This is a genomic window from Enterococcus sp. DIV2453a (genome assembly GCF_050533535.1).
Classification (GTDB): Bacteria; Bacillota; Bacilli; order Lactobacillales; family Enterococcaceae; genus Enterococcus; species Enterococcus faecalis.
On sequence record NZ_CP172899.1, the window covers coordinates 995,665 to 1,019,049 of the forward strand.

General features: G+C 38.6%; 21 protein-coding genes and 1 other RNA gene. 19 read left to right on the top strand and 3 right to left on the bottom strand.

Going from position 1 to position 23,385, the window contains the following annotated elements; genetic code table 11:
• Window positions 1-181: 181 nt before the first annotated feature.
• Window positions 182-1,792, top strand: coding sequence for a CTP synthase (locus tag IGK03_RS05030; RefSeq protein WP_010713519.1), 1,611 nt, complete (start codon window positions 182-184; stop codon window positions 1,790-1,792).
• A gap of 83 nt (window positions 1,793-1,875) precedes the next feature.
• On the opposite strand, the gene IGK03_RS05035 is transcribed toward IGK03_RS05030, so the two are convergent.
• Both IGK03_RS05035 and recU read right to left on the bottom strand, forming a co-directional pair.
• The gene (locus tag IGK03_RS05035; protein ID WP_002360569.1) at window positions 1,876-4,212 is read right to left on the bottom strand and encodes a PBP1A family penicillin-binding protein; all 2,337 of its coding nucleotides are present in this window, start codon (window positions 4,210-4,212) and stop codon (window positions 1,876-1,878) included.
• A 41-nt stretch (window positions 4,213-4,253) separates the two neighbouring features.
• Complete coding sequence (gene recU, locus IGK03_RS05040) at window positions 4,254-4,871, bottom strand: Holliday junction resolvase RecU (RefSeq protein ID WP_002388848.1); 618 nt, start codon at window positions 4,869-4,871, stop codon at window positions 4,254-4,256.
• Window positions 4,872-4,933: 62 nt separating this feature from the next.
• On the opposite strand from recU, the gene IGK03_RS05045 reads away from it, so the two are divergent.
• From IGK03_RS05045 to IGK03_RS05120, 16 genes are all read left to right on the top strand, one after another.
• Window positions 4,934-5,476: a DUF1273 domain-containing protein gene (locus IGK03_RS05045; RefSeq protein ID WP_002360568.1), complete on the top strand. Its 543-nt coding sequence runs from the start codon at window positions 4,934-4,936 to the stop codon at window positions 5,474-5,476.
• Between the two features lie 93 nt (window positions 5,477-5,569).
• Window positions 5,570-5,980, top strand: a complete 411-nt coding sequence (gpsB, locus tag IGK03_RS05050; RefSeq protein ID WP_010775738.1) for a cell division regulator GpsB — start codon at window positions 5,570-5,572, stop codon at window positions 5,978-5,980.
• A gap of 107 nt (window positions 5,981-6,087) precedes the next feature.
• Window positions 6,088-6,456, top strand: an RNA gene (gene rnpB, locus IGK03_RS05055) — RNase P RNA component class B.
• A gap of 237 nt (window positions 6,457-6,693) precedes the next feature.
• On the top strand, window positions 6,694-7,857 hold the full coding sequence (locus tag IGK03_RS05060; RefSeq protein WP_002357989.1) for a THUMP domain-containing class I SAM-dependent RNA methyltransferase: 1,164 nt from the start codon (window positions 6,694-6,696) through the stop codon (window positions 7,855-7,857).
• A 17-nt stretch (window positions 7,858-7,874) separates the two neighbouring features.
• Complete coding sequence (locus tag IGK03_RS05065; protein WP_010707698.1) at window positions 7,875-9,371, top strand: carboxypeptidase M32; 1,497 nt, start codon at window positions 7,875-7,877, stop codon at window positions 9,369-9,371.
• 32 nt (window positions 9,372-9,403) lie between these two features.
• On the top strand, window positions 9,404-10,120 hold the full coding sequence (locus tag IGK03_RS05070; RefSeq protein WP_002361632.1) for a DnaD domain protein: 717 nt from the start codon (window positions 9,404-9,406) through the stop codon (window positions 10,118-10,120).
• Window positions 10,121-10,134: 14 nt separating this feature from the next.
• A complete protein-coding gene (gene nth / locus IGK03_RS05075) occupies window positions 10,135-10,782 on the top strand; it encodes an endonuclease III (RefSeq protein ID WP_202334799.1) in 648 nt (215 codons plus the stop codon).
• Window positions 10,783-10,953: 171 nt separating this feature from the next.
• Window positions 10,954-11,718 (top strand): GntR family transcriptional regulator, LSA1692 subfamily, encoded by a 765-nt coding sequence (locus IGK03_RS05080; RefSeq protein ID WP_002357984.1) that lies wholly within the window; start codon window positions 10,954-10,956, stop codon window positions 11,716-11,718.
• Window positions 11,715-13,013, top strand: a complete 1,299-nt coding sequence (locus IGK03_RS05085) for a Sapep family Mn(2+)-dependent dipeptidase (RefSeq protein ID WP_010713515.1) — start codon at window positions 11,715-11,717, stop codon at window positions 13,011-13,013. The genes IGK03_RS05080 and IGK03_RS05085 overlap by 4 nt, the downstream gene beginning before the upstream one ends.
• A 169-nt stretch (window positions 13,014-13,182) precedes the next feature.
• The gene (locus IGK03_RS05090; protein ID WP_010713514.1) at window positions 13,183-14,136 is read left to right on the top strand and encodes a N(4)-(beta-N-acetylglucosaminyl)-L-asparaginase; all 954 of its coding nucleotides are present in this window, start codon (window positions 13,183-13,185) and stop codon (window positions 14,134-14,136) included.
• 19 nt (window positions 14,137-14,155) lie between these two features.
• Window positions 14,156-14,485: a PTS sugar transporter subunit IIB gene (locus IGK03_RS05095; protein ID WP_002357981.1), complete on the top strand. Its 330-nt coding sequence runs from the start codon at window positions 14,156-14,158 to the stop codon at window positions 14,483-14,485.
• A gap of 18 nt (window positions 14,486-14,503) precedes the next feature.
• On the top strand, window positions 14,504-15,859 hold the full coding sequence (celB, locus tag IGK03_RS05100; RefSeq protein WP_002384702.1) for a PTS cellobiose transporter subunit IIC: 1,356 nt from the start codon (window positions 14,504-14,506) through the stop codon (window positions 15,857-15,859).
• A 17-nt stretch (window positions 15,860-15,876) separates the two neighbouring features.
• Window positions 15,877-16,395 (top strand): GrdB-related putative oxidoreductase, encoded by a 519-nt coding sequence (locus IGK03_RS05105; RefSeq protein ID WP_002361637.1) that lies wholly within the window; start codon window positions 15,877-15,879, stop codon window positions 16,393-16,395.
• Between the two features lie 36 nt (window positions 16,396-16,431).
• Window positions 16,432-18,894, top strand: coding sequence for an ATP-dependent DNA helicase (locus IGK03_RS05110; RefSeq protein ID WP_025192062.1), 2,463 nt, complete (start codon window positions 16,432-16,434; stop codon window positions 18,892-18,894).
• Window positions 18,891-19,856 carry an asparaginase gene (locus IGK03_RS05115; protein WP_002357976.1) on the top strand — a complete coding sequence of 322 codons (966 nt, stop codon included), beginning with the start codon at window positions 18,891-18,893 and terminating at the stop codon, window positions 19,854-19,856. Before IGK03_RS05110 ends, IGK03_RS05115 begins: the two co-directional genes overlap by 4 nt.
• Window positions 19,857-19,877: 21 nt before the next feature.
• Window positions 19,878-20,561, top strand: coding sequence for an HD domain-containing protein (locus IGK03_RS05120; protein WP_016634686.1), 684 nt, complete (start codon window positions 19,878-19,880; stop codon window positions 20,559-20,561).
• A gap of 16 nt (window positions 20,562-20,577) precedes the next feature.
• Here IGK03_RS05120 and IGK03_RS05125 read toward each other — a convergent pair whose 3' ends face one another.
• The gene (locus IGK03_RS05125) at window positions 20,578-21,072 is read right to left on the bottom strand and encodes a YajQ family cyclic di-GMP-binding protein (RefSeq protein WP_002357974.1); all 495 of its coding nucleotides are present in this window, start codon (window positions 21,070-21,072) and stop codon (window positions 20,578-20,580) included.
• Window positions 21,073-21,305: 233 nt separating this feature from the next.
• On the opposite strand from IGK03_RS05125, the gene IGK03_RS05130 reads away from it, so the two are divergent.
• Window positions 21,306-22,262: a YitT family protein gene (locus IGK03_RS05130; RefSeq protein ID WP_002381974.1), complete on the top strand. Its 957-nt coding sequence runs from the start codon at window positions 21,306-21,308 to the stop codon at window positions 22,260-22,262.
• A gap of 202 nt (window positions 22,263-22,464) precedes the next feature.
• The gene (locus IGK03_RS05135) at window positions 22,465-23,334 is read left to right on the top strand and encodes a class II fructose-bisphosphate aldolase (RefSeq protein WP_002357972.1); all 870 of its coding nucleotides are present in this window, start codon (window positions 22,465-22,467) and stop codon (window positions 23,332-23,334) included.
• Window positions 23,335-23,385: the final 51 nt, after the last annotated feature.

The window sequence follows — 23,385 nt, forward strand, 5'->3', positions numbered from 1 at the left end:
TTATACTACTTGGGCACCTTTAAGAAGGTCAGAAGTTTGAACGAACTTACAAGCTCCCTATTCGTAATGGATAGGGAGCTTTTCTATTTTTGTTTCTTTTTTATTTGGAGAAACGTAAGAGTCTCAAAGTTGTTTTACTTCTCTCTACAAAATATTATCAAAGAAAGGGTTTTTAACTATTATGACAAAATACATCTTTGTTACAGGTGGCGTGGTTTCTTCTATCGGAAAAGGGATTGTCGCAGCATCTTTAGGACGATTATTAAAAAATCGTGGATTAAAAGTAACGATTCAAAAATTCGATCCATATATTAATGTGGATCCGGGGACAATGAGTCCTTACCAACATGGAGAGGTTTTTGTCACAGATGATGGTGCCGAAACAGACTTGGACTTAGGTCACTATGAACGTTTTATTGATATTAACTTAAATAAATACTCAAACGTAACCACTGGGAAAATTTATTCAGAAGTCTTACGTAAAGAACGTAAAGGGGAATACTTAGGTGCAACAGTGCAAGTTATTCCACACATTACCAATGAAATCAAAGAAAAAATCATGCGTGCAGCGAAAATGACGGATGCCGATGTGATTATCACAGAAGTAGGTGGTACTGTCGGCGACATCGAATCATTACCTTTCCTAGAAGCATTGCGTCAAATGAAAGCTGATATGGGTAGTGACAACGTAATGTACATCCATACAACCTTGATTCCTTACTTAAAAGCGGCTGGCGAAATGAAAACTAAACCAACACAACATAGTGTCAAAGAATTAAGAAGTTTAGGGATTCAACCAAATATTTTAGTGGTCCGTACAGAATTACCTGTTTCTCAAAACACTAAAAACAAATTAGCACAATTCTGTGATGTTAATCCAGAAGCGGTAATTGAATCTCGTGATGTTGAAACATTATACTCCATTCCATTAGCACTTCAATCACAAAACATGGATCAAATTGTTTGTGATCATTTAAAATTGGACGCACCGGCTGCAGATATGACTGAGTGGCGTGCATTAGAAGAGAAAGTTCTTAACTTGAAAAAGAAAACAAAAATTGCGCTGGTTGGTAAATATGTTGAATTACCAGATGCTTATATTTCTGTTGTAGAAGCATTAAAACATGCTGGATTTGATTTTGATTCAGATATCGAAATTGATTGGGTTGATTCACAAGAATTAACTGCTGAAAATGTCGCTGAAAGAATTGGTTCAGCAGATGGTATTTTGGTTCCTGGTGGTTTTGGTGATCGTGGAATTGAAGGGAAAATTGAAGCGATTCGTTTTGCTCGCGAAAATGACGTACCATTCCTTGGCATTTGCTTAGGTATGCAAATGGCCTGTGTAGAATTTGGTCGTAACGTTGTGGGCTTAGAAGATGCTGGTTCTGCAGAAACTAATCCTGACGTGACAAATAACATTATTGATTTAATGGCAGATCAAGAAAACATCGAGAATTTAGGTGGCACACTACGTTTAGGTTTATATCCATGTAAATTGAAAAAAGGAACGAAAACTGCGGCAGCATACGGAAATGAAGATGTTGTACAAGAACGTCACCGTCATCGTTATGAATTTAACAACAAATACCGTCAATTATTTGAAGAAAATGGCTTAGTCTTCTCTGGAGTTTCACCAGATAATCGTTTAGTTGAGATTGTTGAAATTCCTGAAAAACAATTCTTTGTGGCTTGTCAATTCCACCCAGAATTAATTTCTCGTCCAAATCGCCCACAACGCTTAATCAAAGGATTCGTTGGTGCAGCTTTGGCAAATAAAGAAAGTAAATAAGTAAAAATGGACGAAGTGATTCAGTTCACTTCGTCCATTTTTAATCTAAAAAAGTACGGGGCTCATGATGAGCCCCGTACTTTTTATGCTGCTTTATTTTCGTCTGGTTTAGAACTACTTTCAGGTGGTTGCGGTGGTTCTTGTGAACTAGAACTTGATGGTTCGGGTGGTTGTTCCGATGTTGCCGGTTGCTCTGCTGAGGAAGAGCTTGCCGGTTGTTCGGTTGATGGTGGCGCTTCAGAGGAAGAAGGCGCACTTTCTGAACTAGAACTTGATGAACTTTCCGCTTCTTTTGTGGAAGAGGATTCCACCGTACTGCTAGATTCCGGCTGTGGTGCTGAAGAGGTAGTACTTGGTAAAACTTGTACATTTGGTACCTCATAGGCATCTTTCACGTATAATTCATTACCTACCCGCACAACACTGTCTGGCTGCACCCAGTCATCGTTTGAAACATTTTGAGACAAGTAACTCATTATTTCACGATAAACATCCGAGGCAATTCCATAGTATTCTTGATAGATTGGTGTATTTCGATCATTGTATCCAGTCCAAACAGAAACGGCATAGTGTGTTGTATAACCAACAAAGGTACTATCCGGGGCAATTCCTTTTTCTGTTGTGCCCATTCGCGCTAAATCTTCATCAGTATAGTTAGAAGTCCCTGTTTTGGCCGCTTGGATTAAGCCTGGAATGGCGCCGTTAAATCCTGTTCCGCCGTTTAAAACATCTTTTAACATATCCGTCATCATATAGGCGGTAGAGTCTTTCATCGCACGTTTGCCATCAGGTTGATAATCAACGCTAGTTCCGTCATTGAAAACGACTTTGTTTACGTAATACGGTTTGTTGTAAATCCCGTTATTGGCGAAAGCCGCATATGCTGCTGCTAATTTCAATGAGGAAATCCCGTATTTATCGCCATCTACGTCGCTTGTGTTACTTGAAATGGCATTCGACGCTTCTAAGTTTTTATAGTCAATTCCTAGTCCTTTAATGAAAGGCATGATGTTTTCTTTACCAACTTCATCAAACGTCTGGACCGCGGTCGTGTTACGAGAACCCATAATCGCACGGCGCATAGTAATGACGCCTTGATATGTTAAATCAGAGTTGAAGACATCAATGTCGGTACCAGGATATTTCGTTGGCTTATCCACCATGAGGCGACCTGTCGAATAATTTAAATTCTCAATTGCGGGACCATAATCCATGATTGGTTTCACGGTTGAACCAACATCACGTTGGGTGTTAACAGCTAAATTGTTTCCTAATTGTACATCATCAGGAATGTGACGACCACCAATCTGTGCTCGGACTTGTCCAGAGGCAACATCAATAACGGTTGAAGCCACTTGCATTTTATCATCTGGAAACGCAACGTATTGATCACTGTTGACAATATCGTAAAGTTGTTTTTGGGCATTCATATCTAAGTTTGTGTAGATATCTAGTCCGTCTGTGTAAACATTTTTACCAGTTTTTGCTTTCACTTCATTGATTACTTCTTTGACGTAATTATCTACGACTTTTCGATTGTCATCACTGGCTTTTAATGGAACTAAGCCTTCATCGATTGGGGTAGCTTTGGCTTTTTCGTACTCTGCTTTCGAGATTTTTTTATTGTCGTACATTGTGTAGAGTACGACATCCCGGCGTTCTTTAGCAGTATCTGGTTTTGTATAGGGATCGTATGAGTTTGGCGCTTGTGGCATTCCTGCCAGTAGGGCCGTTTGTGGTAAATCAAGTTCAGATAAATGTTTACCATAATAATTTTCAGCCGCTGTTTCCATTCCATAAAAACCATTCGCCATGTAGACTTTGTTAATGTAGTAAGTTAAAATTTCTTCTTTTGATTTTTCACGTTCTAAACGAACAGCCATCCATGCTTCTTGTGCTTTCCGTTTCAAGGTTTGGTCAGATTCTTTTGTAGAGAAGTAGGACAATTTAATTAATTGTTGGGTTAAGGTACTTCCGCCTTGTAATCCACCATTTTTGACATTTGAAAGGGCAGAACCGATAATCCGAATCGGATCCACACCAATGTGTTTATAGAAACGACGGTCTTCGACAGAAACAATGGCATCTTTTAATAATTGAGGCACATCATTTGGTTGAATTAATTCACGCTTTTCTGCGCCTAAATCCTCAAAAATTTCATTATTAATATCGTAAAGCTTCGATGAAACTGTCGCATTCAGTTTGTCATCTTCTAATTTTGGGGCTTGTCGTGCATAGAACCAAAAAAGACCAACGCCTGCTAAAAAAGCGACCATCCCAGCGATAAGTAAGCCAAGAAAGATTTTTAAAACAAGCCGTTTTTTCTTTTTCGGCGGTTGTGTCTTTTTCTTGTAACTCGACTTCGATGAGGTGTTGGATGCATGTCTAGCAGCTCGCGAGCCTGAATTTGCGGTTGGCATAAATAGCAACTCCTTTGTTATACTTTCAAAACTTTATGAATCTAGTGTGTCTGAATATATTGTTCCACTGCGTCGAGATAAGGGATTCGCGGTGCGATTCCAAAAGATAATTCAATTCCTTCTTTCTCGATGAGTGCAAGCGGCATAGATTTTTTTCCAGTAACTGCTTGGTTTTTCCAATGCGTTATTAGATTTTCACCACTAAAAAAGAAGCAGCGTTTTAAGCTTGAAAACCATAATAGCACAAAACAAATCCCTTGTTGTGCTATACATTGTTCCATATGATCAATTTGATGTTGATGAAAATTTTTAAAGGGAAAGGACGTGGTATTTTTCGTTTCTTTCGCTTCAAAATCTATGTAACGGCCTTGATATACACCGTTATAATCAGTCGTTGAAGCTTGTCTAAAGTAGGCCTCCTTAATAACAGCCGCACTTCGTTTGGGATAATCTACTTTAACAATTTGAACAGGAGTGGGTTTCTTATGAACGACTGCTTGCTTATTCAATAGATAATATTGATTGCTTTGATTGATCGCTTCTTCGAAATCCATCCCACGATTACCAAATTCAACGGGGCGTTTCTTTTTTACTTGTTTTTTTGGTGATTGTGCTTCATGATGATTATAAGGTATTCCGTTAGGATAATGGAACGTCACGTTTATCACACTCCTAGCCTGTATTATACCAAAAAAAAGACCTGAAAGAAAAGGGATGACTTATGGAAATGATAAAAACCCTCTATGTCACCGGTTATCGCAGCTTTGAATTGGGGATATTTCAAGGAAAAGACCCGAAAATCACAGTTATTAAAAATGTCTTAAAAAAAGAGTTAGCCAGTTATATTGAAGCGGGAGTAGAATGGATTTTGATTTCTGGCAATTTAGGTGTTGAACTTTGGACAGCTGAAGTAGTTGGGGAATTAAAAACGGAATATCCAGAAGTCCAGCTAGGTTTGCTTTATCCATTTAAAGACTTTGGCAATAATTGGAATGAACAAAATCGAGAACTGTTAACGAAAGCGGAAAGTTTGGCTGATTATATCAACTCAGTAAGTCACCAGCCCTATCAATCGCCAGCACAATTAAAAATGCATACAAAATTTCTTTTGGAACATTCTGGGGGCAGCTTACTTATTTATGACAAAGAGTACCCTGGCAAAACGGAGTATTTTTTAAAGGACGCACAACATTTTTCGGAACGAGAACCCTATGATATTCGCTTAATTACAATGGATGATTTACAAAACTCGGTGATTGATTAGAGAATCTGTTTGATTTTCTAGCTATTTTTCGTTACAATAGTATTTGTGGAACTATGAAATTTTCTATCGTAAATAAACAAATGAGGTGTAAACATGGCAAATTTAGTATATAGTCCTAAAGACATTTTACAAAAAGAATTTAAAACGAAAATGATGAACGGGTATGACCCGATTGAAGTAGACGAATTTTTAGACAATGTTATTAAAGACTACGAAGCTTATAATAAAGAATTATTAAGCTTGCAAGAAGAAAACAGCCGCTTAATGGCAAAATTAGACCAATTATCAAAAAACCAACCAACGCCTCGTGTTGCTCAAGAAGTACCAAAAAGTGCAGCAGTGACCAACTTTGATATTTTAAAACGTTTATCAAACTTAGAGCGTGAAGTTTTTGGTAAAAAGTTAGATGAAACACCTTCAACACCTGTAACGCCTTCCGCACCGTCAATGACTGCAGAACCAGCGAACCATGATGTTGATAATGCACAAACACGTCAATTTTAACAAGACAATTTAAGTCAAGTTTTCACGAGGAACAGAAAGCATTTGTTAGAATAGCGGACACTTGTTTTAGTGTATAAATTTTTGCTGTTCGTTTAAACAGATTTGTAATTTTCGGGTGATCGCGGTTTGCTTTTGCAAGCTGAGGAAAGTCCATGCTCGCACAAGCTGAGATGCTTGTAGTGTTCGTGCTTAGCGAAATCATAAGCTAAGGTACTCTTTTAGAGTAACGGCAGGAAAAATGACTAAGGTTTCGACTATGTCAAAGTATCCTTGAAAGTGCCACAGTGACGAAGCGATGTGGGAAACTCCATCGGTGGAACGCGGTAAACCCCTCGAGCGAGCAACCCAAACAATGGTAGGGGCGCTCTTCTAAAGGAAATGAACGAGTAGAAGAGGCAGAGTTTACTCTGCAGATAGATGATGACCGTCACCAATTTTTCCTGAAGAATTGGTGATACAGAACATGGCTTATAGAAAATTACAAGTAATTCAGGAAGACCTTCCAACGTAGTTGTGAAGGCTTTTTTTACGAAAAGAATAAAAAAATGTTAAAATAAAGAAACTGAGATAAAAGTAGTAAGCTATCTGTTCTAAAGAGGCCGAGACAGGACCGTTTAGTTCAGAGAAAGCGGACAATTACAAAAAACAAGCGGAGCAGTAGTCGGCAGGACTGTTAGCTCCAGACAATAAAAAAGAGTCAAGAAGGAGTTTTTATGACGAAAGAAAAAACATTCAAACTTGTTGCGACGGCTGCTAGTGGCTTAGAAGCATTAGTTGGAAAAGAATTGCGTGATTTAGGGATTCCCTGTGAAGTAGAAAATGGCCGGGCCGTCTTTGAAGGCACTGTTGAAACAATTGCCACTGCCAATTTATGGCTACGAACAGCAGATCGGATTAAAATCGTCGTTGGCGAATTTAACGCCTATAGTTTTGATGAATTATTTGAAAAAGTTAAAGCACTTCCTTGGGAAGATTATTTGCCTTTAGATGCAGAATTTCCAGTTGCAGGTAAATCAATTAAGTCAAAATTGTATAGTGTTCCTGATTGCCAAGCCATCACCAAAAAAGCCATTGTTAACCGTTTAAGAGAAGTTTACCATCGTCCAGCGACGGTGCCTTTAACCGAAACAGGAGCTTTGTTTAAATTAGAAGTGGCTCTGCTAAAAGATAAAGTGACGTTGACGTTGGACACGACTGGACCAAGTTTATTTAAACGAGGCTATCGCATTGAAAAGGGGGGCGCACCTCTTAAGGAAAACATGGCAGCTGCTTTAGTGATGTTGACCAATTGGCGCAAAGATCGTCCTTTTTATGATCCAGTTTGTGGTTCTGGAACAATTTGTATTGAAGCAGCATTAATTGGCCATAACATTGCCCCTGGCTTTAATCGTAGTTTCACTTGTGAAACATGGGATTGGGTTGATCCAGCAATTTTTGAAAAAGTACGTAACGAAGCCGAGGCAAAGGCAGACTACGATGTTGAATTAGATATCTGTGGTTCAGATGTTGATGGGCGAATGATTGAAGTCGCACGAGCGAATGCTGAGGAAGTTGGTTTAGGTGATTCAATTACCTTTAAACAATTGGCATTAAAAGATTTTACAACCGAGAAGGAATATGGTGTAATGGTAGCTAACCCGCCTTATGGTGAGCGATTAGGAGAAGAGGAAAGTGTTCGTCGTTTGTATAAAGAAATGGGCCATGTTTTCCGTCCGTTAACTACTTGGAGCAAGTATATACTGACGAGTGATCTTGCTTTTGAAGAATATTATGGTGCCAAAGCTACTAAAAAACGGAAGCTTTACAACGGAGCCTTACGAACAGATTTATTCCAATACTGGGGAACACGTCCACCAAGAAAACCACGGGAAGACTAAGAAAGCTGGTGTAAAAAATGAAGGAAGCTGTATTTTTACAAGAAGTGAAAGAAATTCAATTACTAAAAAATGCCTTGACATTATTAGACTGGGATTCATCAACTGGGATGCCAGAAAAAAGTAGTCCTTTTCGAGGAGAAGTAGAAGGGTATTTAACCGGATTATATTTTGAACGAAGTATTGGTCCAGTTATTCAAGAAGCATTGGCCTATTTTGAGACACGCCCTGAAGAATTATCTGAATTAGGGAAACTGGTTTTTGAAAAAGTAAAAGAAGAATATGCTTTGAATAAAAATGTTCCAGCTGAACGTATGCAAGAATATGTTAAAGTATTAAACCAAGCACATACAGATTGGCTAAAAGCACGCGCTGCACAAGATTTCGGCTTGTTAGAAGAAACCTTAACGAAGGTCGTTGCGTTCCAAAAAGAGTTCATTCCTTATTGGCAAAAAGAAGAAAAAACTCCGTATGATGTGTTATTAAATCAATTTGAACCAGGGATGACGGTTGAGAAACTAGACCAAGTATTCGACCAAGTAAAACAAGGGATTCAAGAGATTCGGACCGTTTTGGCAGAAAAAGGTACGCCGCCTAGAACTGACTTTTTATCTAGAAAAATGACCAAAGAACAACAACGCCGTTTTGTGATTGGTGTGGTTGAACAATTAGGCTATGATTTTTCAAAAGGCCGATTAGATGATACAGTTCATCCATTTATGACAGCTCTAAATCGAAATGATGCGCGGATTACTACGCGCTGGGAAGAAAATAATTTCTCAATGGCAACATTTGGTGTGATTCATGAAGCGGGTCATGGGATGTATGAACAAAATTTTGATCCTAAATTTGACTTTACGCCGCTAAGCGAAGGTGCCTCTATGGGGATTCACGAATCACAATCGCTCTTTAATGAAATTATCATTGGTAGCAACCGGGCTTTTTGGCAAAAACAATACCCGTTTTTCCAAGAATGCGCAGAAGGTACTTTTGATGATATTTCTTTTGAAGATTTCTATGCTTCTTTAAAAGAAACGAAAGCAAGTTTGATTCGGATTGATTCCGATAGTCTCACCTATCCTTTGCATATCATTATTCGTTATGAAATTGAGAAAATGTTGTTTAATGGTTCTTTGGAAGTCGCTGATTTGCCAAAAGTGTGGAACGAAAAATACCAAGAGTACTTAGGCGTCTCACCTGAAAATGATTTAGAAGGTGTCCTTCAAGATGTTCATTGGTCTGGAGGTAGCTTTGGTTATTTCCCATCTTATGCCTTGGGTTATATGTACGCCGCACAACTATTTCACGCAATGAAACAAGAATTATCTGTTGATGAAATTTTAGCTTCGGAGGATTATTCTGATATCCGTAAATGGTTAACACAACATATTCATCAGTACGGCGCTTCACGTAAACCAAATCAATTAATTTATGATGCAACGGGAGAAGAATTGAATCCTAGTTATTTAATTGATTATATGAAAGCTATTTATTTTGATGTTTATCAAGTGCAATAAGTGAAACAAGCAAGGGGAAGTGGACAACAACAATGTTATCAATTCGTGAATATTTAGAAGCTGGTGAAACAACAATCTCAAACTTACTATTTGATCATTACCAAAAAATTGGTTTGAAAGATGATGAATTTCTCTTTTTACTGCAACTTTTTCGTTCGCAAAATGCAGGCGATTTATTTCCAGACTTAATGGCGATTGCAGAGACGATGGGCAAAACGCCAGATACGATTTATAAGTTGTTAAATCAATTGGTTTCTCGCGGATTTATTCGAATTGAAACACAACAAAACCAAAAAGGTCAAATGATGGATACGTATGATTTACTGCCTGTTTTTCAAAAGATTCAATTATTTTTACAAACGAGCAAAGAAAAACAAGTTGTCGCAAACCACGAAGATGAAATTAAACAGCTTTACCAAGGCTTTGAAAAAGAATTCGGACGTCCACTTTCACCCATTGAATTAGAAATGATTGGTCAGTGGTTGAACACGGACCATTATTCCCCTGAGTTAATCCGGTTAGCGTTGCGAGAAGCCGTTTTAAATCAGGCGTATAGTTTAAAATATATTGATCGTATTTTACTTGCGTGGGAGCGTAAAAATATTACCACCAAAGAACAAGTTGCTGCTGATCAGAAAAAACGAAAAGATTCTATGATTCAAAATGAGATTGAACAACAAGGTCAGACACAAGAAGCGTTACCAAAGGTTACATTACACAATTGGTTAAATCCAGAAGACAGTGAATAAAAAGGAGGTGGGCCATGCTATCAAAAGAGAAAACAATGGAAGCTATTGAAATTATGTATGAGATGTTTCCAAATGCAGAATGTGAATTAAAACATAAGAATCCTTTTGAATTATTAATTGCTGTGATTTTAAGTGCGCAAGCAACCGATGTATCGGTAAATAAAGCGACTCCTGGTTTATTCGCAGCTTTTCCAACACCAGAAGCTTTAGCAGCTGCGCCGGTGGAGGAGATTATTGCTAAAATAAAAACCATTGGCTTATATCGCAATAAAGCAAAAAATATTAAAGCGTGCGCACAACAACTTTTAGAACGTTTCAATGGAGAAGTTCCGCAAACCAGAGATGAACTGGTCAGTTTACCTGGCGTGGGGAGAAAAACAGCCAATGTAGTAATGGGAGATGCTTTCGGCGAACCGGCTTTTGCAGTAGATACACATGTGGAACGAGTGTCCAAGCGCCTTAGAATTTGTAAGCTAAATGCGAATGTTACTGAAGTTGAGCAAACCTTAATGCGTAAAGTTCCGAAAGAATTCTGGGTGAAAACGCACCATACCATGATTTTCTTTGGGCGTTATCACTGCCTAGCAAGAGCGCCTAAATGTGAAGCCTGTCCGCTACTCTATATGTGTCAAGAAGGCAAAGAACGGATGAAAGGGAAATAACATATTTTTCCTAAGAAAGCGAGCCACAAGTCCAACCGACTTGTGGCTCGCTTTCTTTTTTGATGTTTAAGAAACGCAACAAATGATTGCGGTTTCTTAAAAATTGATTTAGTATAGACAGTGTGGTATATACTAGGAAATTTATTTTTTTGAAGAAAGATAGGCGATGAAATGACAGAAAATGCACCCAAATTTAAGCAAATTTCTGCAGAAATTGAAAAGAAAATTCGAGACGGTCTGTATGTAAGTGCACAAAAACTACCTTCAGAATACGATTTAGCTAAAGAATATAACTGCAGTCGCTTGACCATCCGTAAAGCGATTGATGATTTGATCCGCAAAAATATTTTGGTAAAACGACATGGTAAAGGTAGTTATGTGATGTCGCAAGCGAAAATTCAAAGTGGTCGCGCTGGCTTACAAGGTTTTACTGAGGCAGCCAAAGCTTACGGGAAAAAAAGCCAGACAGAAGTCATTTCCTTTGAAGAAGTAGTACATCCCGCTGAGAAAATTCGGGAGGCGCTCCAAGTAGGCAAAAATGAGGCGATTTATGAACTGATTCGCCGCCGAATGTTAGACGGCGAACCAATGACAGTTGAAAAAATTTATTTGCCACAGGCATACGTACAAGGCCATACGAAGCAAGACTTCGAGGGCTCTCTTTTCTGCTTAATCGAGAAGAACGTCGAGATTGCTTATTCGCATCAAGAAATTGAAGCAATCTTAGTTGAAGCGGAAATTTCCGAATTATTGAATGTTCCTGTGGGCCAGCCACTTTTACAAGTCCACTCTATCACCTATGCGCTTGATGCAACCCCTATTTTATATGATGTCTCTTTATATCGAGCAGATCGGTACACGTTTAAAAACACACTGACCCGCTATAGCCCGTCTGAAAACAACCAAGTGGAGCTAGGAGGTTCTTGGAACGAATGAAGATCAAAGAAGAAATAGCCGCTCAAAAAGATTTATTTTATGAAGACTTAAACAAAATTATGGCGATTCGAAGTGTGAAAGGGTCGCCTAAAAAAGAGGCCCCTTTTGGCGAAGGACCGAAAAGAGCCTTGGAAGAAACGCTGAAACTGGCAGAGCGTTATGGTTTTCAAACTGGGATTGTCAATGACGCAGTTGGCTATGCGCAATGGGGAACAGCGGAAGAATATCTGGGAATTATTGGTCATTTAGATGTAGTACCAGAAGGTTCTGGCTGGTCAGTGCCGCCCTTTCAATTAACGAAAAAAAATCAACGTTTGTATGGTAGAGGAATTCTAGATAATAAAGGTCCTATCTTGGCTTGCCTGTATGGAATGAAATTACTGAAAGAACTTGGTTACCAACCAAAGAAAACCATTCGCTTAATGTTTGGCACGGATGAAGAAAGTGGGAGTGGAGATATCCCCTTATATTTAGAGAAGGAAAACGCACCTATTTTTGGATTTACTCCAGATTGTAAATATCCAGTAGTTTATGGGGAGCGAGGGATTGTTAATTATGAAATCACAACGACCATCCCAGATGATTCAAGTGAACAAATTGGTCAGATTATGGGTGATCAAGCAAAAGACCACGTACCTGATCAATTAAGTGTGGTGATTGCAGGAAAAACAACAGCAATCACGGGAAAACGTGCTCCTTCCAATGCGCCAGAACTAGGCAAGAACGCGATTACTTTATTGGCACAGAAAATTAGCGAGGAACAGTTAGTCAAAGGAAATTTATTACAGTATTTCGACTGGTTAACCGCTAGTTTTCACGAAAAGCACTATGGCGAAGGAGTAGCTCTGGACTTTAAGGATCAGGATAGCGGGCAATTGATTTTAACGCCCTATGCGTTGGAAAAACGAGGACAGCAATTGGTGTTATCATTGGCCGTGCGTTATCCTGTTTCTATTACAGAAAACGAAGTAACCACGCAGCTAACGAAGGCACTATTTCCAGAAAGTGAAGTGACCGTCATCCGCCGCCTCCCTAGTACGCTGTTTCCAAAAGATGAGCGCAATGTTCAAAAACTAACCAAGGTTTATGAACAAATTACTGGCTTAGATGGGACGCCAGTTACAACTACCGGTGCTACGTATGCTCGCTTTATGCCGAATATCGTTGCTTTTGGTCCATCATTTCCTGGTCAAAAAGGCATTGCGCATAACCAAGATGAATATATGGATGAAAAAGATTTACTGCTTAATCTGGAAATCTATATGCAAGCGATGATTGCATTAACAGAAGCGTAAAACCAATAGAAGATACACGTATGAGAAGGAGCCAATGTGTTTCGTAGAGGTCGCATACGTGTATCTTCTATTTTTCTGTATAAAATTTCATTTTCAGTATATACAAAACAGTATATACTAGTTTATAATGATGGAGAAATGTAAGCGTTAACGAAAGGGCGGATGGAAAATGACTTGGGGTGCAATTGCGACATGGCGGATGGCACATGATGGGTTACTAAAAGCTACAGAAGAATTACAACAAGGAGGTGCTGCAGGCATGGCCGTGGAACAATTAATTAAAGAAGTAGAAGACTATCCTTTTTATAAGTCAGTGGGCTACGGCGGTTTACCTAATGAGGAAGGGATTTTAGAAATGGATGCTGCCTATATGGATGGAGACACATTTGCAATTGGTGCTGTGGCAGGAATTACAGATGTTAAAAATCCGATTTCAGTGGCTAAAGCATTAAGTAAAGAGAAGTTTAATAGTTTTCGTGTTGGCGCAGGTGCAACGAAATATTCAATGTTGCACGGTTTTGAAAGAAAGAATATGTTGACAGAACGCGCTAATCAATGGTGGCAAAAGCGTTTAAAAGAAATTCAGGAAAATCAGTTGAACCCCTATGATGGGCATGATACTGTCGGCGCTATTACGTTAGACCAAACAGGATCAATGGCAGCTGGCACTTCCAGTTCGGGACTCTTCATGAAAAAAGCAGGACGTGTTGGTGATTCACCACTGTCAGGTTCTGGTTTTTATGTTGATAGCGAAATTGGTGGTGCTGCGGCTACAGGATTAGGTGAAGATTTAATGAAAGGCTGTCTTTCTTATGAAATCGTCCGTTTAATGGGGGAAGGGCGCTCGCCACAACAAGCATGTGATCAAGCCGTCTATGCTTTTCATGAAAAATTGACCCAACGTTATGGGAAAGCAGGAGCATTTTCACTAGTGGCCATGAACAAACAGGGAGACTGGGGCGTAGCTACGAATGTGGAATTTACTTTTACGGTTGGTACTGATATGCAGCAACCAGAAATCTATATTGCAAATCCAGGCAAGAATCATACCACAGAGATTCAGCCGATTTCACAAGAATGGTTAGCAGCCTATGAAAAAAGAATCAAAGCACCAATTGAATAAATGAGGAGAGTGAAGGAACATGAGTAAAAAACAAATTTATCTTTTTTGTGATGCAGGAATGTCTACAAGTATTATGGTGAATAAAATGATGGAAGTGGTGGAAAAACATCAAATGCCTTTAATGATTACTGCTTTTCCTATTGCAAGAGCACAAGAAGTGGTTGAAGCAGAGAAGCCTGTTGCTATTTTATTAGGACCACAAGTCCGTTTTTTATTAGAAAAAACAAAAGAACAATTTGCTCCTCAAGGGATTCCTGTCGCTGCAATTGCGCCAGAAATTTATGGCATGATGGATGGCGAAAAAGCATTGAAAGAAGCGCTGCGGTTAATTAAGCAAAATAAAAAATAATAGATAGGAGTGACGACCGTGCAAAAATTTTTGGATTGGTTAGAGCGCGTATTGACCCCTTTGGCAAAAGTGATAGGAGAAAATAAGTATTTAGTAGCGATTCGTGATGGCTTCCTTTTATCAACGCCCTTGTTGATTGTTGGTTCGGTCTTCTTATTAATTGCTAATTTTCCTTTGCCGCAATGGGATACTTGGATGTCTCATTTGCTTGGTAAAGACTGGGCGACAATGATGTCTGTTCCAGCTAGTGCTAGTTTTGATGTAATGACTATTCTGGCCGTTGTCGGTATTGCCTATAGTTTAGGGAAACAATTCAATGTGGATGCAATGCAAGCAGGAATTATCGCATTGGTTTCATTTTTTATTGTAACGCCTTATCAAACATTATTTACACCGGAAAATAGTTCAAAGGTTTATGAAGTTACTAGTTTACCTTTAAAATGGATGGGTTCCAGTGGCTTGTTTTTAGGAATGATTGTCGCATTAATTGCGACTCGTTTATTTGTGGCCATTGTTCGTAAAGGGTGGACAATAAAAATGCCAGAAGGAGTGCCACCAACAGTGGTTAAGTCTTTTGAGGCCCTGATTCCGAGTTTTTTAGTTGTTACTCTCATGTTTTTAGTCAATTGGCTGGCTGCTTTAACTCCTTATGGTAATTTACAAGATGTTATTTTTGAATTTCTACAAACGCCCTTATTGAGTCTTGGTAATACCTTAGGTGCGATGAGCATTGCTTATTTATTTTTACACTTCTTTTGGTTCTTTGGCATTAACGGAGGTAGCGTGGTTGGCGCAGTCTTTAATCCTGTTTTGCGGGCATTGTCTGTTGAAAATTTACAAGCATTTAAAGACGGTCATGAAATTCCCAACATCATCACTGGACAATTTCAAGATATGTTTGCAACATTTGGTGGCGCCGGTTCCACACTCTCATTAATCATTGTGATGGTCTTATTCTGTAAAAGTCAACGAATTAAAAAGCTTTCGCAACTTTCACTAATTCCTGGTGTTTTTGGGATTAACGAACCAATCATTTTTGGGTTACCAATTGTTTTAAATCCAATCCTTTTAATTCCATTTGTCTTAGTACCCGCAATTAATATTATTATTGCCTATTTTGCTATGGATTGGGGCTTAGTTCCATTGACGAACGGTATTCAATTGCCGTGGACGACTCCGCCAATTATCTCAGGATTTTTAGTCAGCGGTTGGCAAGGATCAATTCTGCAAGCTCTCTTATTGGTACTAGGAATGTTCATTTATTATCCTTTTATTCGAGTTATGGATGACCAATATTTACGTGAAGAATGGAAAGCACAAGAAGAAGAGAGTGAAGAAATTGATTTTGATTCCTTTGACTTCGATGATTTATAAAAAAGGAGGAAATAGGCGTGAAAAAAATCCTTTTAGTCTTAAACCACAGTTTAGCAGGATTTGGCAGTGATGAACAAGCTCAGCTGAAACCAAGTGGTAAAAAAGCTCCCTTAGGTCCAGGGGTAACATTGCTACCATTTTTACAGAAGCAAGGAGCGGAAATTGTTGCGACACTTTATTGTGGTGACCAATATTATTTGGAAAACGAGGAAGAGGTAGCAAAGAAATTTATTGGCTTTGCAAAAAAGTTTCATGCCGATGCGGTTCTTTGCGGACCTGCCATGCATTATCCTAATTTTGGAGAAATGGCTGCTCGTCTAGCTTGTAAGTTTAATGCTGCGGGCATTCCTGCAATTGCAGCGATGGCAGAAGAAAATCCAGCAGTTAGTCACTATTATCAGCAAGTACCGATTGTGAAGATGCCCAAAAAGGGCGGCATTGGTTTAAATAATTCGTTTAAACAAATGGCGCAATTGGTCGTGGCAAAAGCAAATGGAAAAGAAACCAAACAGTTAGAAGAAACAAGTTGTTTTTAATTGTTGATAATCTAAAGAGAAATCCAGAATGAACGCATGATTGTGTTCGTTTTGGATTTTTTTCTTTTGTTTAGCGAATGTATGTTCTATAATAGGGAGGCAGATAGGTGGGATTACGTGAAATCAACGAGAAAAATTGCGGTGCGTCAAGTGGTCGAATTTATTTTAAGGCGGGGAAGTATCGATTCTCGCCATGTGAGTGAACATACACCACAAGAAGGTAGTCGCCTTCATCGAATGTTGCAAAAGGAAGCGGGGAGCCTTTATCAAAAGGAAGTATCTTTAAAAATTGAGGTGCCTTTAAATGGCCATAATTATTGTGTAGAAGGTCGTGCAGACGGCATTTTTGTGAAAGAAACTGGGCAAGTGGTCATTGATGAAATTAAAACATCCGAACCAGCGTTTGAAGAATTGCCGCCAGAAAAGGTCGAATTGTTTTGGTATCAAGTGATGTGTTATGGTCACATGTATTGCCAACAAGAACAACTTTCTGAAATAACGCTGCAACTCACTTATTATCAGACCACCACAAAACAAATCACACGACAAGAACGCCATTTTACAGAAGCTGCATTAGCGGAGTTTTTTACTGATTTGATGAGGCGCTATGAACAGTGGGTAATTTTTAAAGAAGAATGGCGTATTTTGAGAAATAAATCATTAAAAAATCTTAGTTTTCCTTACGGGGAGTATCGCAAAGGGCAACGAGAATTGGCGGTAGCCGTCTATAAAACAATTCTTAGTAAACAGCGGCTCTTCGTGGAAGCACCAACTGGAACAGGCAAGACAATGTCCACTCTTTTTCCAGCAATGAAAGCAATTGGTGAAGAAGAAGGTGAACGGATTTTTTATTTAACAGCTAAGACCATCACGCGGCAAGTGGCTGAAGATGCCGTCAAAGCGCTGTCCGAAAAACAAGCGCAAACTAAGAGTATTACGTTAACAGCAAAAGATAAAATTTGTTTTTTAACTGAACGAAATTGTACACCAGAACATTGCCCGTTTGCTGACGGCTATTATGATCGTTTAAATGAGGGACTGTGGGATTTATTGCAACATGAAAATCATTTAACGAGAGAGGTTATTGAACGGTATGCACAAAAGCACCAATTGTGTCCATTCGAGTTGTCGCTAGATGCAAGTCTTTGGTGTGATTTAATTATTGGCGATTACAATTATCTATTTGATCCAACGGTTTATTTACGGCGCTTCTTTGAAGAACCCCAAAGTGCAGAAGAGAATATTTTTTTAGTGGATGAAACCCATAATTTGGTTAATCGTTCACGGGAGATGTATTCGGCCGCTATTTCTAGGAATGCGGTTTCACAAATTCAAAAAAGATTGCAAAAAGAATCTGTTCAATTAAAAAGAGCTTGTCAAAAAGTCTTAACTACGTTTGATGATATTGAAGCAATCTGTGAAGAAAAAGACACGGATTTTTTTGCCCAACGTGCGCCAATTGATTCATTAGTTAAACAGATACATCGATTAACAGAAGTAATTGCAGAATGGTTGCCAGAAAATCAACACATTGAGGAATTGGCGTCGATTCTCAGTTTTTATTTTGATTGTTTAAGTTATCTTCGAATCAGCGAGTATTACGACAACGGCTTTTATACGTCTATTTCTTTGCGAAACTATGACTGCGTTGTGAAACAATTTTGTGTCGATCCGGCTTATTTATTGTCACAACGATTAGATAAAGGGAAAGCGAGTATCTTATTTTCGGCAAGTTTAACACCTCTGAATTATTATCAAGAAGTGCTTGGTGGAGGTGAAGAAAGCCTACGTTATCGGATTCCGTATCCTTTTCCAGAAGAAAATCAATTGTTGATGATCGGTAGTCATCTTCAAACAACCTATAAAAACCGTGAAAAAAGTTATCCACAGATTAGTGAACTTTTAGGGAAGTTAAGTGAAACAAAAACAGGCAACTATTTAATTTTCTTTCCTTCCTACGCCTATATGGATGATGTCTATCAAGTATTTAGCCAACGTTACCCGCAAGTAAAAACTCAAATTCAGGGAACGGACTTAAACGAAAAAGAGCGAGAAGCATTTTTAGCTGAATTTAAAGAGAATCCTCAAGAAACTTTCATCGGTTTTTGTGTTTTAGGTGGTATATTTTCAGAAGGAATTGACTTGAAAGGTACCCGATTGATTGGTACGATAATTGTTAGTGTCGGGCTACCACAAATGAACCCAGAGCAAGAACTGATTCGCACTTTTTATCAAGAAGAGCGAGGGCAAGGGTTTCAATTTGCGTATCAAATTCCTGGCATGAATAAAGTCTTGCAAGCGGCTGGACGTGTCATTAGAGATGCGCAAGATAAAGGCTTTGTGTTGTTATTAGACGAACGATTTGAATTACCAAGTGTCCAGCGTTTCTTTCCGCCGCATTGGTTGGCGCATCGAAAGGCAAACACCAATGAACAACTCATTCAACAAGTGAAACAATTTTGGTTAAAAAATAAAGAAAACAAAGGAGGAAACAAATGAAGACCATTTTAGTCCTTCATACAGGTGGGACCATTTCCATGTCGAAAGTAGCAGGAGGAAGTGTTGCCCCGAATGAAAAAAATCCGTTGATGGAACAAGAAGCATTATTTTCTGGCAAGGTTCATTTAGTTGTCGAAGATATTTTTAATATTCCCTCACCACACATGACCTTAGAACGGATGTTTCAATTAAAAGAACGGATTCAAAAAGCTTATTCTGAACCAATTGATGGCGTGGTTATTACGCATGGAACAGATACATTAGAAGAAACAGCTTATTTTTTAGATATAACCTTAGAGAAAAAAATCCCCATTGTTTTAACAGGAGCAATGCGGTCAAGTAACGAAATCGGTAGTGATGGCTTGTATAATTTCATCAGTGCTATTTGGACTGCTTGTTCAGACGAATCGTACGATAAAGGTGTTTTAGTCGTGATGAATGATGAAATTCATACGGCGCGTTATGTGACAAAAACACATACAACGAACGTCGCAACGTTTCGGACGCCAACTTTTGGACCAATTGGAACCATTGCGAAAGAACGTGCTTTTTTTGCGAAAGAGGTCTTACCGCAAGAAGTCTGCGATGTTTCTTCTGTGAAAGGGAATGTTCACGTAGTGAAGGCCTATGCGGGGATGGGTGAACGGATGTTTGAATTATTAAACACCCCAGAAACGGATGGGTTAGTAATTGAAGCGCTAGGTGCGGGGAATTTACCGCCAGAAACGCTCCCAGCATTACAAAAAATGCTAGATAACGGGATTCCAGTCGTTTTAGTTTCTCGTTGTTCCAATGGCATTGCTGAAGATATCTATGATTATGCTGGTGGTGGCGTTGGCTTGAAAAAAATGGGGGTCGTTTTTGCCCGTGGTTTAAACGGACCGAAAGCGCGGATTCGTTTAATTGTTGGTTTAAACAGCGAAAAAAATCCTGCAGAGTTAAAAGAATTTTTGGAACAGTAACTAATTTTAAGGAGAAAATAAATGAAGCTGTTTGAACGCATTCATCAAGATACTGAAATTCGACAAATTTATGATGCAATTGGTCAAATGGAAGATGAAGAAGCTGGGTGGGCATACCACAATTGGTTTCATGTAACCAATGTCGTGGCCATGACGGAAATGATTTTGAAACAACTTGCTGTTTCAGAGGAGTATTTAGAAGCGGCAAAAATTGCGGCACTGCTCCATGATGTGGGTGCGCTACAAGGAAAAGCAGGACATGCACTTCGGGGAAAACAATTTGCAGAAGCATATTTTCGTAAGCAAAAGATTTGTTTGCCTTATCAAGAAGAAATTTTATCTTCTATAGAAAATCATAGTAACGGCTTTGATTCGGAAGAGCTAATGACGCTAGCGCTAATCATTAGTGATAAATTAGATATTACAACCTCTCGTGTTGCAAAGGCTGGTTATTTCGCGCCGGGAATGCGGCAACTTCAATTTTTAAAGAAAATTGAAATTATGCTTTCAGAACAAGAGGTTTGTGTCTCGTTTACGGCAGAAGAAGAACTGGATTTAGAAGAATTAAATGCGTTTTATTTTATGCCAAAGGTTTTCAAAGCAATTGCCGCTTTTTCAGGGAAAATCCAACGCCGACCAATCGTTTTATTGAATAATCAAGAATGGCCGGTACCAAAACAAAAAAATCCTTCAACTGTTCATTAACAGTTGAAGGATTTTTTTAGCGATAATTATTAAACTCAAGAGCCATTGGTAAATCTAATTCTCGTAAAAGAGCCATGACTTTTTGTAAATCATCCCGACTTTTTCCAGTTACCCGAATTTTGTCTTCTTGGATTTGTGACTTAACTTTAATCCCAGAGTTTTTGATAGCTGTGTTGATTTTTTTCGCATTTTCTTTATCAATACCACTGATTAAATCACCATATTGGCGAGCGGTACCGCCTAAGGCTTTTTCACTTTCTGAGAAATGAATATTTTTAATCGGAACATTGCGTTTGACTAATTTTCCAAATAAAATATCCTTCACTTGCTCGACTTTATAATCATCTTCAGCTACGACTACTAATTTATCGTTTTCCAATTTAATATCAGCAATTGACCCTTTAAAGTCAAAACGATTTTTCAATTCTTTCAAGGCAATTTGAATCGCGTTTTTGACTTCCTCCATATTGACCTCTGAAACTACATCAAAACTTGCTTCTTTTGCAGCCATGTAAAAACCTCCTAAAATATTCTTTGCTTCATCATATCATGAAATAGTAAAAAAGGTTAGGCTAGAATCATTTTGAATAGAGAAATAAGAAGATCAGTTTTTAGGGATATCTTCCCGCATTCTTTCATGGAAACGTTGCAAAAAAATTTTTTTCAATGTTCGCTTTTAGCCCCTTTTCTTTTAGGATAGAACCTGTTATTCTAAGTCAGAAGAATAGCGAAGGAGCGAAGAAAATGAGTCGATTGGTTAGTACTTACCAAAGAAATGAATCGATAAAAAAAATAGCAGTGATGGCGATAACCGCTTTGACTTCTGCGGTCGGTTTGAATTTCTTTTTGATTCCGGCAAAAGTTTTTTCGGCAGGGATGAACGGAATTGCGCAAATCATTGCTACATTATTATATACAAATTTAGGAATCCATATTAATACAGGGATCTTCATTTTATTTTTAAACATTCCCGTCTTCATTCTAGGGTTTGTAAAATTAGGGAAACAATCAACGATTCTTAGTTTCATCAATGTTATTGGTATTTCCGTTGTCACTATGTTTGTGCCAATCGTAACAGTCACTACGAATCCTTTGATGAACGCAATTATGGGTGGTGTCTTAGTCGGCGTTGGCGCAGGGCTTTCATTGAAAATGGGCTTTAACACTGGCGGCATGGACATTATTTCACTGATTCTTTCAAAAACAACAGGGAAAACCGTTGGTAATTTTATGTTCTTATTGAATGGTATTATTGTGCTGTTGGCTGGTTTTGTATTTAACTGGGAAAGTGCGTTGTATACTATTATTTCTATTTACTGTTTGAGTCAGGTGGTCGACATGATTCATACCAGTCACCAAAAAGTCACAGCAATGATTGTCACCACGAGACCAGAAGCCGTTGCCTTAGAAGTTTCTCAACAAATCGCTCGTGGCATGACCTTGTTGCCTTCAATCGGCGGCTATTCAGGTGCAGAAGGTCGGATGATTATGATGGTCATTACTCGCTACGAACTCTATGATTTAGAACAAGCAGTTTACAGTATCGATGAGAATGCCTTTGTAAATATTTTACCAACACAATCGGTTTTAGGGCGTTTTGCCAATGAAGATGAACAACGGATTTTTCATAGTACAGGAACATTTCCTGAGCTTCAATCTTACAAGGTGAAACGTTATCCACCAAAGAAAAAATTAAAATAGCAAGTCGGCCTTCAGATCCCAAAGTTATAACGGGAAAACTGGAGGTTTTTTTATAAAAATGAAGGTTATGTGAAAGAATAGACAAAAATTTTCTGAAAAAGGGAATTTTACTAGAAAAGTGTCAGGAATTCTGCTAAAATAGAACCGTTGGTTAGGGAACACCTAACAAATAAAGTTTTTAAAAACTTAGGAGGAATTTTTTATGCCAGTAGTATCAGGAGCAGAATTCTTAAAAGCAGCACGTAAAGGCGGCTATGCAGTAGGTGGCTATAACACAAATAACTTAGAATGGACACAAGCGATTTTAGAAGCAGCAGAAGCTAAAAAAGCACCAGTTCTAATCCAAACATCAATGGGCGCTGCTAAATACATGGGTGGCTACAAAGTAGCTAAAGACATGATTACTAATTTAGTAGACTCAATGAATATCACAGTTCCAGTAGCAATTCACTTAGACCACGGTGACTACGAAGCTGCTTTAGAATGTATCGAAGTTGGCTATACTTCAATCATGTTTGATGGTTCTCACTTACCATTCGAAGAAAACTTAAAATTAGCAAAAGATGTAGTTGAAAAAGCTCACGCTAAAGGTATTTCTGTCGAATGTGAAGTTGGTTCAATCGGTGGTGAAGAAGACGGAATCATCGGTACTGGCGAATTAGCTGATATCGAAGAATGTAAACAAATGGTTGCTACAGGTATTGACTACTTAGCATGTGGTATCGGTAACATCCACGGTCAATATCCAGAAAACTGGAAAGGTTTAGCATTTGATCACTTACAAGCGATTGCTGAAGCTGTCGGTTCTGATGTACCTCTAGTATTACACGGAGGTTCTGGTATTCCTCAAGAACAAATTGAAAAAGCAATTTCAATGGGTATCTCAAAAGTTAACGTAAATACAGAATTCCAATTATCATTCGCTAAAGCAACGCGCGAATATATTGAAGCTGGTAAAGATTTAGAAGGTAAAGGATTTGACCCTCGTAAATTATTAGCACCAGGTAAAGCTGCAATCATCAAAGATGCAGAAGAACACATTGATTGGTTCGGTTCAGCTAACAAAGCTTAATCAACTAGTTACGTTAAAGACAGCCACAGCACGTGGCTGTCTTTTTTATTT